A 14,888-nucleotide genomic window follows, 5' to 3' on the forward strand; every position below is an offset into this window, starting at 1 on the left:
GCGCCCCGGGGCCGAGACCAGGGAGCCCGCCATCGCCCGCCGGCACACCGACACCCCGCCCCCCATCGACGCGGACGAACCGTGGATGCGGGAGCTGCACGCGGACACGGGCTATCTGCTGTACCGCCTCGGTCTGCGCTCCGGCCAGCTGTTCAACACCTTCCTCCAGGAGTCGGGGCTGCGGCTGCGGCACTACGCCGTGCTGCGCTACCTCGCCACCTGCGAGGGCGCGTTGCAGCGAGAGCTCAGCGCCCGGCTCGGCTATGACCCGAGCGCGATCGTCGGTCTGGTGGACGACCTGGAGAAGCTCGGCTTCGCCGAGCGCCGCCCCGCCCCCGACGACCGCCGCAGCCGCGTCGTCGTCCTCACCGAGGACGGCCGCGCGTTCCTCCGCGACACGGATCAGGCGGGCCGGCGGGTGACCGACGAACTGCTCACCCCGCTCGCGCCCGCCGAACGGGAGGCGCTGCACACGCTCCTGGCGCGCGTCGCCGGGAACGGGCTCGCCTGACGCCGCCGCGTGTGCGCGGGCCTCGTAATGTATGCGTGTGACCGGTCCAGCCCTCCGCCCCCAGTCCCTCCTGCTCAGCTTCCTCGGTGACGACGTACTGGGCCGCGGGGTGTGCGTGTACACGGGGAGTGTCATCGAGGTGTTCCGGCGCGCCGGAGTCGGAGAGCAGGCCACCCGGTCCACCCTCACCCGCATGGTCGGCCGTGGCCTGCTGAGCCGTCGGCGTGAGGGCCGGCGGACCTACATCGGCCTCACCGACCGCTCGGAGGCGATCCTCCGTGACGGCGAGCGGCGCATCTGGAAGACGGGCGCGGTCAACCGCGAATGGGACGGCACCTGGACCCTGCTCGGCTTCTCGCTCCCGGAGTCATGGCAGCGCCAGCGGCACGATCTGCGCTCCCAGCTGACCTGGGCGGGCTTCGGCGCGCTGTTCAGCGGACTGTGGATCGCGCCGGGCGAGGTCGACGTCTCCGAGATCGTCGCCGAGCTGGGCCTGGCCGCGCATGTGAAGGTCTTCCGCGCCCACGCGGACGCCGGCATGAACATCGCCGAGATGGTCGACGACACCTGGGACCTGCCCGCACTGGGCGCCGGTTACCGGGACTTCGACGCGTCCTGGCGGCCGTACGCCTCAGGTGGCGTGGACTTGGCCGGAGAGGACGCCCTCGCGCTGCGTCTCCGATTGACCGCCGAGTGGCTCCAGGTCATCCGCGGTGATCCCCGGTTGCCCGTACGGCACCTGCCGGAGGATTGGCCCGCGGCCGGGGCGGAGGAGACGTTCCGCGCGGTCCACGGCCGGTTGGAGGCGCCCGCCCGGGAGGCGGCGCACCGGTCGATCGAAACCGTGCCGGCGTAGCCGTCCTCACGCGTGCCACACCAGGGCACGCTCTACGGCGAAATTGTGCATTGCATTGACGGCTGCAAGAAATCGGCCCTACATTCCTCCACACCTTCGTTCAGCGCGCTGAGCACGCGCCCCAGGTTCCCCGCTCCGCAGCCGCCCACAAGGAGCCACTTCGATGTCTGCTCGGACCCGTCCGCGTGTCGCCCTGGCCGCCCTGGCGTCCGCCGCCCTCGCCATCTTTCCCTGGTCAGCCGCCCAGGCGGACCCGACGGCCACGGCTCACCTCACCGGCACCCTCGCCGACGGCGCCACCTGGACGGCGGACGTCCCCGACCGCTGGAACGGCACCCTGCTGCTGTTCAGCCACGGCTTCGGCCCCACCGTCGCCCAGGACGCCCCTTCCGACGCCGTACGCACCGAGTTGCTCGCCGAGGGCTATGCGATGGCCGGTTCGTCGTACGACCCCCATGGCTCGATGTGGGCCCTGAACAGCGCCGAACTCGACCAGTTCGCCACACTCGACGCCGTCACCGCGAAAATCGGCACCCCGCGGCGCACCCTGGCCGTTGGCCAGTCCATGGGCGGACTCGTCAACGCGCAGATCGCCCGCGACGGCGCCGGCCGTGTCGACGGCGCGCTCGGCCTGTGCGGCCTGGTCGCGGGCGGCACCGACCTGGACAACTACCAGCTGGACGCCGAGTACACCATCGCCCGGCTGCTCCTGCCGGGGGAGGACGTCGGTCTGGTGCGCTTCGGCTCCGCCGACGACGCGGCGGCCACCGCCGCGAAGCTCACCGACGCCGTCACCGCCGCGCAGGCCACCCCCCGGGGCCGGGCCCGGATCGCGCTGGCCGCGGCCTTCCTCAACCTGCCCGCCTGGGCGCCCGGACAGGACCGGCCCGCCCCGACCGACTGGGCGGGCCAGGAGGAGCAGCAGTACACGTGGTTCGCGCAAGGCATCCTGTCGTTCGTCGAGGGCGGCCGGTTGGCCATGGAGCAGTCCGTCGGCGGCAACAACTCCTCGAACCGGGGCGTCGACTACGCCAACCTGCTCGCCGGTTCCGCTCACGCCCCGCGGGTCCGCGCGCTGTATCGGACGGCCGGGCTCGACCTGCGCGCCGACCTGACGTCCCTGACCCGGGGTGCCTCGATCGCCGCCGACCCCGCCGCGGTCCGTACGGCGCAGCGCACCTCGTCCGCCGGTCAGGGCCTCGGTGTGCCGCTGCTGGACGTGCACACGATCGCCGACAACCTCGTACCCGTGGAGCAGGAACGGCGGTTCGGCGACCGGGTGCGCACGGCCGGGGACGGCGCGCTGCTGCGGCATGCCTACGTCGAACGGCAGGGCCACTGCGCATTCACCACCGCCGAGACCGTGGCCGCCCTGCACGCGCTCGAACACCGCGTCACCACCGGCCACTGGGACGACGCCGCGACCCCGGCCGCGCTTCAGCGGTCCGCCACGGCGCTCGGCCTGGACGGGGCGGCGTACACCCCGTACCGCCCGGCACGTCTGACGGTCGGCCGCGATCGCCCGGCGCCTACTGTCCGCCACTGACGTTGGGACCCTCGCATGTCCGACGCATCCGCCTCTTTTCCCTCCGCGCCCCCTTCCGTGCCTCCTTCAGCACCCCCGGCCCCGCGTCTCCCGCTCGGTACGCTCGTCGCCGGCTGTCTCGCCGTCTGCCTCGCCCAGATCGGCCTCGCGATACCGGCCACCCTCAACGGCCTGTTCCAGGAACACCTCCACCCCGTCGGCGCCCAACTCACCTGGATCTCCGACGCGTTCCTGTTGCCCGTCACCGTCCTCGAACTCTCCTTCGGCGTGCTGGGCGACCTCTTCGGCCGCAAACAGCTCCTCGTCGGCGGGGCCGCGCTGGTGTGCGCGGGCGAGGTCGTCGCAGCGAGCGCGTCCGGCATCCACCAACTGTGGGCGGGACAGGCACTGGCCGGTCTCGGCGCCGCCGCGCTCTTCCCCACCTCGCTCGCCATGATCGCGGCCGGTACGCACACCGGTGCCCAGCGTGCGCACGTCATCGCTCTCTGGACCTCCAGCCTCTCCGCGGGCGGCTTCCTCGCGCCGCTGCTCGGCGGTATCACCGGCACCTACGGCTCGTGGCGCTCGGCGTTCGTGGTGGTCGCCGCGCTGGCCGCGGTCAGCGCCCTGGTGAGCCTGTGGCTCGCGGCCAACTCCCGGTCCCCAGAGGGACGTTCGCTGGACATCGGCGGCCAGATCACCATCGGCGTCGGTCTGTTCGCCCTGCTGTACGCCGTCATCCAGGGGCCGACCGACGGCTGGGGATCGACCCCCGTGGTCGTGGCGTTCGTGATCGCCGCGATGTTCCTGGGCCTGTTCGTGGCCGCCGAGAGCGGGGCCCGCTCGCCCCTGCTGCGCCTGGACCTGTTCCGCAACCGTTCCTTCGCGATCGCGTCGGTCGTCGCGGTGGTGGGCATGTTCAGCTTCCTGGGTACCGCCTACGCGGCGAGCATCCGGCTCGGCCCCATCCAGCACCAGAGCCCGATGCGCACCGCCTTCGCGTTCCTGCTGCTCAACGGCATCACCCCGGTGCTCACCCCGCTCACCTCCCGGCTGCTGAACCGGCTGCCCGCACGGGCGCTGCTCACCTCCGGTCTGGCACTGATCGCCGTGGGCGACTTCCTGGCCGCCGGGCTCGACGTCGACGACCGGAGCCTGGCCTCGCTGATTCTGCCGCTCGGCCTGGTCGGCATCGGCTTCGCCTTCACGGTGTCGTCCATCACCGCGACCGCCGTCAACACGGTGCCGCTGCCGCTCGCGGGCATGGCCAGCGCGGCCACCAACCTGCTGCGCGACTTCGGCTTCACCCTGGGGCCCGCGGTCATCGGCGCCGTCGCGCTGAGCCAGGCGGCGTCCCGGGTGACCTCGTCGCTGACCACCTCGTCGTCCCTGACCGCGGAGTCGAAGGCGGCGGCGCACGACGTGCTGCGGGAAGGCGGCCCCCTCGCGCTGAACTCCGTCCCCGCCACCTCCCCGCCGGGCGCGGCCCGCGCACATGCCCTCGACGCCCTCGGCCACGGCTACGCGATCGGCTTCGTGGTGTGCGGCTCGGCCGCCGTGTTCTCGGCGCTGCTGGTGGTGACGGCTCTGCGGGGGCGGACGGCGGAGAAGGGCGGGCCGCAGGCGGACGGTGTGCGACGCCGGCCCGCCGGAGCGCCTCAGGCCGCCGGTTGAGTGAAGCGGAGGCGGTTGCCGAACGGGTCACGCAGGCCGCAGTCGATCCCGTACGGGCGCTCGGTGGGTTCCTCGGTGAATTCCACGCCCTGGGCCAGCAGGGTCTCGTAGGTCTTGCGGCAGTCGGGGGTGGTCAAGATGAGCCAGCCGCCCATCGCCCCCTTGGTCACCAGCTCACGGACCTGCTCGGCCGTCTCCTCCGACATCGCCGGAGCGCCCGGCTTCTCCAGCAGGATCTGCCGCTCGGGATGACCGGGAACGCTGACGGCGAGCCAGCGCATGAAGCCCAAGTTGACGTCCGCGGCGACCTCCAGGCCGAGCTTGCCGACGTAGAAGTCGAGGGCCTCGTCCTGGTCGAGGACGTAAATCTGCGAATGTGTGATGGCGTTGAACATGGGCCTCACGCTACCGAGCGGACCGGACGAAAACTTATCCGAAACTGCTCAGTCGGCGGGCGGCTGACACCGGGACGGTACGGATACGGCCGATGGTCGTCAGTCGCTCGGTCGCGTCCACGCCATCGTGAAGCACGTCGGCACGCCCGTGGCCACCGCTTCCTTGCGGTAGGCCCGCGGCGATCGGCCGACGATGTCGCGGAACGTACGGCTGAAGGTGCCCGGACTGCCGAAGCCGACGTCGAAGCAGATGTCCGTCACGCTGCGGTCGGTCTCCCGCAGCAGGAACATCGCTCGCTCCACACGACGGCGCTGGAGATAGCGGTGCGGCGTTTCACCGAACGTGGCCCGGAAGGTACGGGTGAAGTGCGCCTCGGACACGTGCGCGATCCGGGCCAGGGCCGGGACGTCCAGGGGGCGCGCGTAGTCGCGGTCCATCGCGTCCCGGGCCCGGAGCATGCGGCGGTTGGTCTCTTCAGCGGCGCGGCTCACGGTGTCATCACATCATGGTCCACCGACACCGACACCGACACCGAGGGCTCGGCCATGCCCCGCTCCGGAACCTGGCTGCTTCAAGCCGAGCCGCTCCTCAAAGCTGGACGCAGGCGGTCCGGCAGGTAGCGGCAGTTGACTACATGGAGGAAAAGGCTTTGGGCGGTGACTGGAGCTGTGGCCGCATCGACGGCGGCCTTGCTCGTTGCCGTGGACGGCTCGGTCCTCGAACGTGTACTCACGACTCACGGAGTTCGGCGGCGGCTTCAGCCCGTGGGGTGCTCCGCCGGCGGGCTGACGTCTTCGGTGGCGGCCCAGGAGGCGAGCAGGCGCAGTCCTTCCTCCGAGGAGGAGCCGGGTTCGGCGGTGTAGATGGTCATGCTGAGTCCGGGTTCGGCGGCCAGGTCCAGGGCCTCGTAGGCGAGGGTGAGGTCGCCGACCGCGGGGTGGCGGAACCGCTTGGTGCCGGTCCCGTGGCGTCGGACATCGTGGGCACCCCAGCGGGTGCGGAAGTCCTCGCTGCGGGTGGACAGCTCCCCGACGAGGTCTTGCAGGTCCTTGTCGTGGGCGTCGCGGCCGGCCTCACGGCGCAGGATGGCCACCGCCATGTCCCCGAACAGCTCCCAGTCGGGGTAGAACCGGCGGGAGGCCGGGTCGAGGAAGTTGAATCGGGCCAGATTCCGCTGGTTGTCCGCGTTGGCGAAGAGATCGGTGTAGAAGGCGCGGGCGAGGGGGTTGGCCGCCAGGATGTCCATCCGGCCGTTGCTCACGACCGCGGGCCCCGCCGTGATCGCGTCCAGAGTCCATTGCAGGCTGCGGTGCAAGGTCCACTGCCGGGCGGTGCGGCGCCGGGGGCGGGTGAGGGCGTCGGAGCCGTCGGCGGCCTGGGCCAGGTGCAGGAGATGGGCGCGTTCGGCGTCGTCCAGCTGAAGCGCGCGGGCGACGGCTTCGAGGACGGCCGGGGAGGCGCCGGCGAGGCTGCCGCGCTCCAGTTTCGCGTAGTACTCGACGCTCATGTCGGCCAGCGCGGCGACCTCGCTCCTGCGCAGCCCCGGCACGCGCCGCCGGGACCCGGTGGGCAGGCCGGCCTGCTCCGGGGTGATCTTCGCTCGCCGCGAGGTCAGGAACTCGCGGGCCTCCGCACGGTGGTCCATGCCTCCGACCGTACGACGCGTACGCCACCGGAGCGATGTACCAGCAGTACACCCCTCACTGGTGACTCGTTGCCCGCGCGGGATGGGGTTCTCCTGGGGGACGTGGCGCTCGACGCCGGCCCGTGAAAGCGGGCAGGCGCAGCGCTCGGTCCCGGGCCGCGGGCGGCAGCTTCGTCGTCGCACCGGGACCGCCATCGCACAGCGGTGTCCGGTTCCGGTACACCCCGATACCGGACACCTCAGCAGGTAAGGAGCCTCCTTCATGCGAGGAGCAGTGATCCACGCCCCCGGCGACGTGCGCTTGGAGACCGTGGACGACGCGAAGATCCTCAAGCCGACCGACGCGATCATCCGCACCGCCGTCACCTGTGTGTGCGGCTCGGACCTGTGGCCGTATCGCGGCGCGGAGCCGACCGAGCATCCGCACCCCATGGGGCACGAGTACGTCGGCTTCGTGGAAGAGGCAGGAGCCGAGGTCACCGCGGTCGAGCCGGGTCAGTTCGTCGTCGGTTCGTTCGCCACCTCCGACAACTCCTGCGCGAACTGCCGCAACGGCTTCCAGTCGAGCTGCCTGAACCGTGAGTTCATGAGCACCTGCCAGGCCGAGTACGTGCGCATCCCCAACGCCCAGGGCACCCTGGTCGCCACCGACGAGGTGCCGGGTGAGGAGTACTGGCCCGGCCTGCTGGCCGTCTCCGACGTCATGGGCACCGGCTGGTGGGCCGCCGACGCCGCCGAGGTCAAGCCCGGCTCCACCGCCGTCGTCGTCGGCGACGGCGCGGTCGGCCTGTGCGCGGTGATCGCGGCCAAGGAGATGGGCGCGGAGCGGATCATCGCCATGTCGCGCCACGAGCCCCGGCAGCTGCTCGCCCGCGAGTTCGGCGCCACCGACATCGTGACGGAGCGCGGCGAGGAGGGCGCGGCCCGGATCAAGGAGCTGACGAACGGGATCGGCGCGGACTCGGTCCTGGAGTGCGTGGGCACCGCCCAGGCCATGCGGCAGGCCCTGCACTCGGCCCGGCCCGGCGGCAACGTCGGCTTCGTCGGCGTCCCGCACGAGGTGGCCGTCGACGGCCAGGAGCTGTTCTTCTCCCACGTCGGCCTGCGCGGCGGCCCCGCCCCCGTGCGCCGCTACCTGCCCGACCTGATCGAGCGCGTCCTGACCGGCCGGATCGACCCGGGCAAGGTCTTCGACCTCACCCTGCCCCTGGAACAGGTCGCCGAGGGCTACCAGGCCATGGACGAACGCCGCGCCATCAAGACCCTCCTCATGCCCTGACTCAAGCCCGACACCTCAAGCCCGACACCTCAAGCCCGACACCCACCGGACAAGGAAACGACCTTGCAGATCACCCGAAGCTCGATCAACACCGTCAAGGGGCCTGCCGACTGGTTCACCGGCGACGTCTACATCGACGCCGTCGCCGCCGCCCCTGCCCCGTCCCGGGTCAGCGCCGCCCTGGTGCACTTCATGCCCGGGGCCCGCACCCACTGGCACCGCCACCCGCTGAGCCAGACCGTCTTCGTCACCGAGGGGATCGGTCTGTGCCGACGCCGCGGTGGACCCATCGAGGTCATCCGCCCCGGCGACCGCGTCCTGTTCGAGGCCGACGAGGAGCACTGGCACGGCGCCGCGCCGAACCGGCTGATGGTCCACCTGGCCATCAACGAAGCCGACGCCCACCACGACGTCGTGCACTGGCTGACCCCCGTCACGGACGACGAGTACGCCGCCGCTCCGCCCACCGACTGACACCGGCCCCAACGTGGCTGGAGCCGATGTTCAACGAGCGCCTCGAGCTGAGGGACGGCCGTATGGTCATCCCCAACCGCGGTGGGCTCGGCCTCTCCCTCAGTGAGCAGGCCGCCGCGTGGACCAGGGAGCCGGCGGTCTTCGGCGGCGGCCTCCGGTGATCGCCGCCACCCGCGAGGTGCCCTTCTTCCGCGCCATGCGTCCGGCGCGCTCACCCGGAGGGCCGCTGCCCGGACGTTGCGGCGGTGTCGGTGTCGAGCAGTGACTCCGTGCTGGTCTCCGGTGCCCACACCCAGCAGACCAGTCCGCCGACGAGGAGGATCACCACGCATCCGACGAGGGCGGTGTTGATGCCGTGGCCCGCCTCGACGACGGGGAGCAGGAAGGTGCTGGCGGCCGATCCGAGCCGGCTGGCGGCCGTCGCGATGCCCACGCCCGAGGCTCGCAGATCGGTGGGGAACAACTCCGGTGGATAGACGAACTCCAGGTTCACCGCGGCGGACATGAGGAAGGCGAAGGCGGCGAACACTCCGATGACGACGATGGCGGACGCGCCCGCCTCGGCGGACAGGATGAGCGCGGTGAGCAGTACCGCGCCGATGAAGAAGGTTCCCACCAGGAACCGGCGGCGGCTGATGTGGTCGATCAGCACCAGGCCGACGACGGCCCCGATGAGCAGGAACACGTTGTAGAGAGCACCGGCGCCCATCTTGCCGGTGACGCCGAGGGACTCCATCACCTGGGAGGAGAAGGTGCCGAGCGCGAAGAAGGGGATGACCTGACAGACGTAGAAGAGCGCGCCCACCGCGGTCCGCCTGCGGTAGACGGGGCCGAAGAGGGCTGTGAAGCCGCGGTCCCGGCTCAGCGGGGGAGCGGTGGGCGGAAGGACACCCGGGCCGAGGTGGCGGCGGACGACATCGGCGGCTTCGGCGTTCCGCTGGTGCCTGGCGAGCCAGAGCGGGGATTCGGGCACTCCCAGGCGGAAGCCGAAGACGAGCAGGGCCGGGAGCGCGCTGATGGCGAGCATGTACCGCCAGGCGTTCTCTCCGTGTCCGGTCAGGAGGAAACCGATGAGATACGCGAAGACGTAACCGGCGGCCCAGGCGACGGCCAGCAGGCTCATGAGGCGGCCGCGGAACTTGCGCGGTGAGTGCTCGGTGACGAGGGACTTGCTCACGACGTAGTCGGCGCCGAGCACCAGTCCGAGGAGCAGCCGCAGGATCAGGAGCTGTCCGGGTGTCTGCACGAAGAACTGAAGGAGCGACAGGACGGCGAAGAAGAGCATGTCCCAGCCGAAGATCGATCTGCGGCCGATCCGGTCCGCGACCGGGCCCACGGCGATGGCACCGACGAACAGGCCGGTCAGGGTCGCCGCGCCCAGCGCGCCGGTCCACAGCGGAGTGAGACCGAGGGTGTCGCCCGCCGAGGCGATGACGATGCCGATGATGCCGAGGATGAACCCGTCGCTGAACTGTCCGCCGGTGCCGGCGACGGCGATCCTGATGTGGAAACGCGTGAGCGGGGCGTCGTCGTAGGCGATGGGCGCGGGCTGGGTGGGGGAGACGGGGGTGGTCATCGTGCCGCTCCTCCGTCGCTTCCGCCCGCTCGCAGTTCAGCGGTGGCCGACTCATAGCCGCGGGTTGCCGCCATCTCGACCCACCGGTCGAGCGCCCCGGCGAGGTTGCGCTCGCGGTGGGGGCCGTTCCAGTTCAGGCCGAGGACGCAGCGCTCGGTGAAGGTCGTGGCGGCCGCGGCCAGGTCGTCGAAGATGTTGCTCAGGGCGTCGAGGATCACCGGTTCCATGACGTTGAGTTCGAGTTCGCCGGCGGCGACGGCGCATTCAACGGTGTGGGCGCTTCCCCTGACGCGATAGCTGAGCTGCATCACATACTCCGGTATCACCGGATTGACCTTGGCCGGCATGATCGAGGATCCGGCCTGGACCGCCGGAATCGTCAGCTCGCCGAACCCGCCCCGCGGCCCGGAGGACAGCAGCCGGACATCTGCGGCGATCTTCGCCATGGTGATCGCCACCCGCGCGCCCGCCGACGCGATCCGGGCGTAGGGGTCGAAATGCGCGAGGCTGTCGTAGGGGTTCTCGGACGCGCTGATGGGAAGCCCCGTGAGCCGTGCCAGTTCCTCGGCGCAGCGTTCCGCGAAGTGGGCGGGCGCGCCGATCCCGGTACCCACCGCGGTCGCTCCGACCGGGACGGTGGTCAGGGCATGGGTGGCCGTCTTGAGAACGCCGGTGGTGCGGCGGACGGCCGCCGCCTGTGCCCGGTGGGTGTCACCGGCGGTCAGCGTGACCGCGTCCTGGAGACACGTACGGCCCAGGCGGCGGGTCGTGTCGAACTCGGCCGCCTTCGACTCCAAGGCGTCCGCGAGCCGGTTCAGCGCGGCCACGGGCGCGTCGACCTGGCTCAGCAGCGCGAGCGCCATGGCGGTCGGATAGGTGTCGTTGGTGGACTGGGACGCGTTCACATGGTCATTGGGGTGGACCGTGGCTCCGGCCAGCTCACCGGCGCGCGCCGCGATCACCTCATTGACGTTCATGTTGGCGGTGGTGCCGCCGCCGCCGTGCACCAGCGCGGTGGGGAAGTGGTCGGCGTGCTCACCGTCGAGGATCTCCTGGCACGCCTTGGTGATGGCGTCGCAGCGCTGTTCGTCGAGCACACCAAGGGCCTGGTTGGCCCGTGCCGCGGCCAGCTTCACCTGGGCGTACCCGCGCACCAGGGGCGGGAAGTCACCGAAGGTGCGGCCACGAGGCGGGAAGTTGTCCATGGCCAGTTCGGTCTGCGCTCCGTACAGGGGCGCCCACGTCGAATCCGGATGGATACCGGTGCTCACAAGCTGCTCCGTTCTTCGGGGAGAGGGGTCGGCCACCACCGCGTCTGCGGTGCGCGTCACCCTAGGCACCGATATACCGCCTGAACAGGGATGATGCTCTCCCAGCAACAACCTTGTGGCATCTTGGCTGGTGGGATGGAAAAGCAGCGACAGTATGTTGCTGTGACAACAACAAGTGGAAGGGGGCGGGCATGGACTCGGCAGCCGAACGCGTAGCCGTACTCCTGCTGGCCTTCGGGCGTCGCGGCACCACCGGGGACCACTCCGTCAGCGACCTGGCCAGAGCCGTCGGCCGTGAACGCAGCCAGGTCTCCCGCATGCTCCAGGCCCTCAGCCGCGGCGGTCTCGTCGAGCAGGACAGCCAGACCAAGCGCTACCGACTGAGCTGGAACATGCTGGTCCTGGCCGCCGGTGCCGGGGACAGCTCGCTCCTGCGGGCGGCCAGACCCGTGCTGCGCGCGCTCGTCGCACGCACCGGCGAAGTGGCGCTGCTGTCCGTGCAACGCGGCAACCGGTCGCTGACCGTACTGCGCGAAGAGTCGAACCAGTCCCTCCGGGCCGGTGGCTGGGTGGGCCGCAGCTCACCTCTGCACTGCACGGCCTCCGGCCGGGCCCTGCTCTTCGACACCGACGACGATCTCGTGGCGGAGCTCGTCGCGGAGGACCTGACGACGCCCATATCGGGACTGTCCGCTCCCCGGACCCTGGAGGAGGTTCTCGAACGCCTGCGGAGCGAACGTGACCGTGGGTACAGCATGGCGAGCGAAGAGGTCGAGATCGGTCTGACCTCGGTCGGAGTTCCGCTGCGGACACCGGCCGGTGGGCTGGTCGGCGTGATCAACGTATCCGGCCCCACATCTCGGATGATCAACCGGCTCGATGACGCGGCCCGACGGCTCCGCGCCGCCGCCACCGCCATCGAGAGCACCCTCGGGCGCATGCCGGACGGGAACGGGCCGGGCCGGTCCTCCTGACCGGCCCGGCCCGTTCCCCTCGGCGTGGCCTGTGCCGAGGTTTTCATGAGGCGCCGAGGTCTTCATGAAGCGCGGGCGACCGCCGCGTCGCTGTGGTCTTCTGGGCGCACGCCGCCCTGACGCTCGCCGGTATCGTCACCCTGCTCGAGGGGGGTGCCGCCGGTCTCCTTGCAAGGGCTACCTTGATCACTCCGCCCGCGTGGACCGGTCCCCGCGTCGGTGTCCGAGCGCCACCTTCACCGTGCGCCGGACCGGCCGGCGCAGCCGCCCCATCGCGGCGCCGGCCATGCGCGTCTTCTTTTCGGGGGAAGCGGGCCCCGCACGCTCTGCGGGTGCGTTTCGACCGGCCGCGAGGCGGCCTGCGCCACGACGGCGCTCTTCGGACCCGGTCTCGTGGTCCTCGAGACACACGTCCTGCCGCTGCCGCTCATGGGCCCCGAGCCACACGGCGAGGATCACACAGGTGGCCATGCACCCCAGGGCGGTGATCTGCAATGCGGTGTCGGAGGCCGCTTCGGAACCCACGTCGCGTTTCCGGTCGGCGACAGCCCCGGCCAGGGCAATGCCGAGTCCGGCCGCCACCGTGATGACCGTCTTGGTGACTCCGGACGCCTCCCCGGCGCGCTCCGGTCTGATCACCCCCTGAGTGGCGACGAGGGTCAGTGAGTTGGCCGTTCCGAGAACCGCACCGCCCGCGGCGGCCGCGATCAGATACACATCGAGCGATGAGGCTGCGCAGGCGGCAGGCTGCCCGCTTGGGGTCCAGGACGCAGGTCATGCCCTTGCCGGGGAAGATCTGCAGGTCGGGGTTGGCGAGCATGGTGCTGGCGTGCCGCTTGGTGCGCAGGACTCGACCGGCGAAGCGAGTGGCGGCCTGGACGCGGTGCCGGTAGGTCTCGGCTGCTGGGCCGCTGACCTGCTCGCCTTCACGTAGGCGCTGGTGTGCGTCGGCGAGGGTGTCCAGCCGGGCCGGCCAGTCCTCGAAAGCGAGTTCGTCGGGGAAGCCCGAGGCGTGGTTTCTGTCGGTAATCCCCGTTATCGGAACATGGCGCGTTCGGCCGGTCGACGACCTTGCAGGGCGCGCGGCCCTGATGTAGTTTACGTGCCGTAACGTAAAGGAGGTAGCGGTGGACCACGCCACTCTTAGATCGCTTGTGGTGTCCGCCCAGGGGCTGGGCTGCATGAGCATGAGCGAGCACTACGGTCCGACCGATTGGGACCGGGCCACCTCGGCCATCCATCGAGCACTCGACCTCGGGGTCTCACTGCTGGACACGGCCGACATCTACGGCGCCGGCCACAACGAGGTGCTACTCGGCCGCGCGATCGCCGACCGGCGCGACGAGGTCGTCGTGGCCACGAAGTTCGGGGTCGACCGCTCCGCCGGCGACCACCGTCGCCGGGTACGGGGAGAGCCGGACTACGTGCGCCGCAGCTGTGACGCCTCGCTGCTGCGTCTGGGAGTCGACCACATCGACCTGTACTACCTGCACCGGCCACCGCAGGACGTCGACCTGGCCGAGACCATCGACGCGATGGCGGGTCTGGTCACGGCCGGCAAGGTGCGCCATCTGGGGCTGTGCGAAGTCGACGCCGACCAGCTCAGGCGGGCGCATGACGTGCACCCGATCACCGCGGTCCAGAGCGAGTACTCGTTGTGGAGCCGGGACGTCGAAGCCGTCGCACCGGTCATGGCCGAACTGGGAGTCGGACTGGTCCCGTACTCCCCGCTGGGACGCGGCTTCCTCACCGGTGGTGTCGCCCCCGCCTCGCTCGGGGAGACGGACTCACGAAGCGGGCATCCTCGCTTCCAGGGAGACAACGCGACCGCCAATCAACGTCTGGCCACCAAAGTCGGCGCGGCAGCGCGGAACCTGGGCGTCAGCAGCGCCCAACTCGCGCTGGCCTGGGTACATGCCCGCAGTAGCCGGCTCGGGATCCCGGTCGTGCCCATCCCCGGTACCAGCAGCCCGGATCACGTGACCGACAACGTGAAGGCGCTGGACATCGTGCTCGACGACGCGGTGCTCGCGGAGTTGGAACCGCTCGCCCAGCAGGTGTCCGGAGACCGCAACGGTGCCTTGCAAACCACCGCGCCCCAGGAGGTGCGGCCATGACCCGCTCGCCGGGCCGCCCCCGCGAAAGCACGCACGAGGTCCGCGCGCTCGAGAGCGCCAACGAGCTTCTGTTGGAAGGCGGTGTGGCCGCCTGCACCGTCGAGGCCGTCAGTCGGCGCAGTGGCGTCAGCAAGCCCACGCTCTACCGGCGGTGGCCACACCGCACCGCACTGGCGATCGATGCGTTCGCCGCCCGCATCGGCCAGCAGGTACCGCTGGCCGAGACCGGAGACGCCGCGGAAGATCTCGTCCAGGCCGTGGCTCGCCTGGCCGAGCAATACCAGGGTCGCGACGGAGTTGTCTTCGCCCAACTCATCGCCGCCGCCGTGCTGGAACCCGGCACCGCCGAACTGCTCAACGACCGCTTCTTCGCCCCCCGACGCGCCGCGTTGCGCGCGCTGTGGGCCGACGGCGTCAGTCGCGGCCAACTCGACCCGCACGCCGACGCCGACGACGTGATCGACCTGCTGTTCGGACCGACGACATTTCGCCTGCTCCTGGGACACGGACCGACCGACGCACGCTCAGCTGTTCAGCTCGCCCGTGCGGCGCTGCGCGGATTCACCGTCACTCAACCGCACCGCTGACAT

At 70.9% G+C, this 14,888-nt stretch carries 16 protein-coding genes; 10 read left to right on the plus strand and 6 right to left on the minus strand.

Going from position 1 to position 14,888, the window contains the following annotated elements; genetic code table 11:
* Positions 1-85: 85 nt before the first annotated feature.
* The 4 genes from KHP12_RS48935 (at position 86) to KHP12_RS48950 (ending at position 4,566) form a co-directional block, all read left to right on the plus strand.
* Positions 86-511 (plus strand): MarR family winged helix-turn-helix transcriptional regulator, encoded by a 426-nt coding sequence (locus KHP12_RS48935; protein WP_086880819.1) that lies wholly within the window; start codon positions 86-88, stop codon positions 509-511.
* A gap of 31 nt (positions 512-542) precedes the next feature.
* Complete coding sequence (locus KHP12_RS48940; protein WP_086880755.1) at positions 543-1,367, plus strand: PaaX family transcriptional regulator; 825 nt, start codon at positions 543-545, stop codon at positions 1,365-1,367.
* 163 nt (positions 1,368-1,530) lie between these two features.
* The gene (locus tag KHP12_RS48945; RefSeq protein ID WP_211834737.1) at positions 1,531-2,913 is read left to right on the plus strand and encodes an alpha/beta hydrolase; all 1,383 of its coding nucleotides are present in this window, start codon (positions 1,531-1,533) and stop codon (positions 2,911-2,913) included.
* Positions 2,914-2,970: 57 nt separating this feature from the next.
* Complete coding sequence (locus KHP12_RS48950) at positions 2,971-4,566, plus strand: MFS transporter (RefSeq protein ID WP_308289543.1); 1,596 nt, start codon at positions 2,971-2,973, stop codon at positions 4,564-4,566.
* Here the strand turns inward: KHP12_RS48950 and KHP12_RS48955 are convergent.
* From KHP12_RS48955 to KHP12_RS48965, 3 genes are all read right to left on the minus strand, one after another.
* Positions 4,551-4,961, minus strand: a complete 411-nt coding sequence (locus KHP12_RS48955) for a VOC family protein (RefSeq protein ID WP_037961164.1) — start codon at positions 4,959-4,961, stop codon at positions 4,551-4,553. The genes KHP12_RS48950 and KHP12_RS48955 overlap by 16 nt on opposite strands.
* A gap of 99 nt (positions 4,962-5,060) precedes the next feature.
* Positions 5,061-5,453, minus strand: a complete 393-nt coding sequence (locus KHP12_RS48960) for a helix-turn-helix domain-containing protein (RefSeq protein ID WP_037961167.1) — start codon at positions 5,451-5,453, stop codon at positions 5,061-5,063.
* 266 nt (positions 5,454-5,719) lie between these two features.
* Positions 5,720-6,607 carry a helix-turn-helix transcriptional regulator gene (locus KHP12_RS48965; RefSeq protein ID WP_211834739.1) on the minus strand — a complete coding sequence of 296 codons (888 nt, stop codon included), beginning with the start codon at positions 6,605-6,607 and terminating at the stop codon, positions 5,720-5,722.
* A 262-nt stretch (positions 6,608-6,869) separates the two neighbouring features.
* Between KHP12_RS48965 and KHP12_RS48970 the strand changes: the two genes are divergently transcribed.
* From KHP12_RS48970 to KHP12_RS48980, 3 genes are all read left to right on the plus strand, one after another.
* The gene (locus tag KHP12_RS48970) at positions 6,870-7,886 is read left to right on the plus strand and encodes a zinc-dependent alcohol dehydrogenase family protein (RefSeq protein WP_211834740.1); all 1,017 of its coding nucleotides are present in this window, start codon (positions 6,870-6,872) and stop codon (positions 7,884-7,886) included.
* Between the two features lie 63 nt (positions 7,887-7,949).
* Positions 7,950-8,360, plus strand: a complete 411-nt coding sequence (locus KHP12_RS48975) for a (R)-mandelonitrile lyase (protein WP_086880750.1) — start codon at positions 7,950-7,952, stop codon at positions 8,358-8,360.
* 26 nt (positions 8,361-8,386) lie between these two features.
* Entirely contained in the window at positions 8,387-8,521 is a 135-nt protein-coding gene (locus KHP12_RS48980; RefSeq protein WP_276522166.1) for a hypothetical protein, read from the plus strand.
* Positions 8,522-8,571: 50 nt separating this feature from the next.
* Here the strand turns inward: KHP12_RS48980 and KHP12_RS48985 are convergent, their stop codons facing one another.
* Both KHP12_RS48985 and KHP12_RS48990 read right to left on the minus strand, forming a co-directional pair.
* Positions 8,572-9,936, minus strand: coding sequence for an MFS transporter (locus tag KHP12_RS48985; RefSeq protein WP_086880749.1), 1,365 nt, complete (start codon positions 9,934-9,936; stop codon positions 8,572-8,574).
* Complete coding sequence (locus tag KHP12_RS48990; protein WP_308016657.1) at positions 9,933-11,207, minus strand: lyase family protein; 1,275 nt, start codon at positions 11,205-11,207, stop codon at positions 9,933-9,935. Before KHP12_RS48990 ends, KHP12_RS48985 begins: the two co-directional genes overlap by 4 nt.
* Positions 11,208-11,398: 191 nt before the next feature.
* Between KHP12_RS48990 and KHP12_RS48995 the strand changes: the two genes are divergently transcribed.
* On the plus strand, positions 11,399-12,181 hold the full coding sequence (locus KHP12_RS48995) for an IclR family transcriptional regulator (RefSeq protein WP_086880748.1): 783 nt from the start codon (positions 11,399-11,401) through the stop codon (positions 12,179-12,181).
* Between the two features lie 186 nt (positions 12,182-12,367).
* Here the strand turns inward: KHP12_RS48995 and KHP12_RS49000 are convergent, their stop codons facing one another.
* Positions 12,368-12,898 carry an MFS transporter gene (locus tag KHP12_RS49000; RefSeq protein ID WP_211834741.1) on the minus strand — a complete coding sequence of 177 codons (531 nt, stop codon included), beginning with the start codon at positions 12,896-12,898 and terminating at the stop codon, positions 12,368-12,370.
* Between the two features lie 464 nt (positions 12,899-13,362).
* Here KHP12_RS49000 and KHP12_RS49005 point away from each other — a divergent pair, with 464 nt between their 5' ends.
* Both KHP12_RS49005 and KHP12_RS49010 read left to right on the plus strand, forming a co-directional pair.
* Positions 13,363-14,298 carry an aldo/keto reductase gene (locus KHP12_RS49005; protein WP_211834742.1) on the plus strand — a complete coding sequence of 312 codons (936 nt, stop codon included), beginning with the start codon at positions 13,363-13,365 and terminating at the stop codon, positions 14,296-14,298.
* A complete protein-coding gene (locus KHP12_RS49010) occupies positions 14,295-14,885 on the plus strand; it encodes a TetR/AcrR family transcriptional regulator (RefSeq protein ID WP_211834743.1) in 591 nt (196 codons plus the stop codon). Before KHP12_RS49005 ends, KHP12_RS49010 begins: the two co-directional genes overlap by 4 nt.
* Positions 14,886-14,888 lie beyond the last annotated feature (3 nt).

The organism is Streptomyces asiaticus (assembly GCF_018138715.1).
Taxonomy (GTDB): Bacteria; Actinomycetota; Actinomycetes; order Streptomycetales; family Streptomycetaceae; genus Streptomyces; species Streptomyces asiaticus.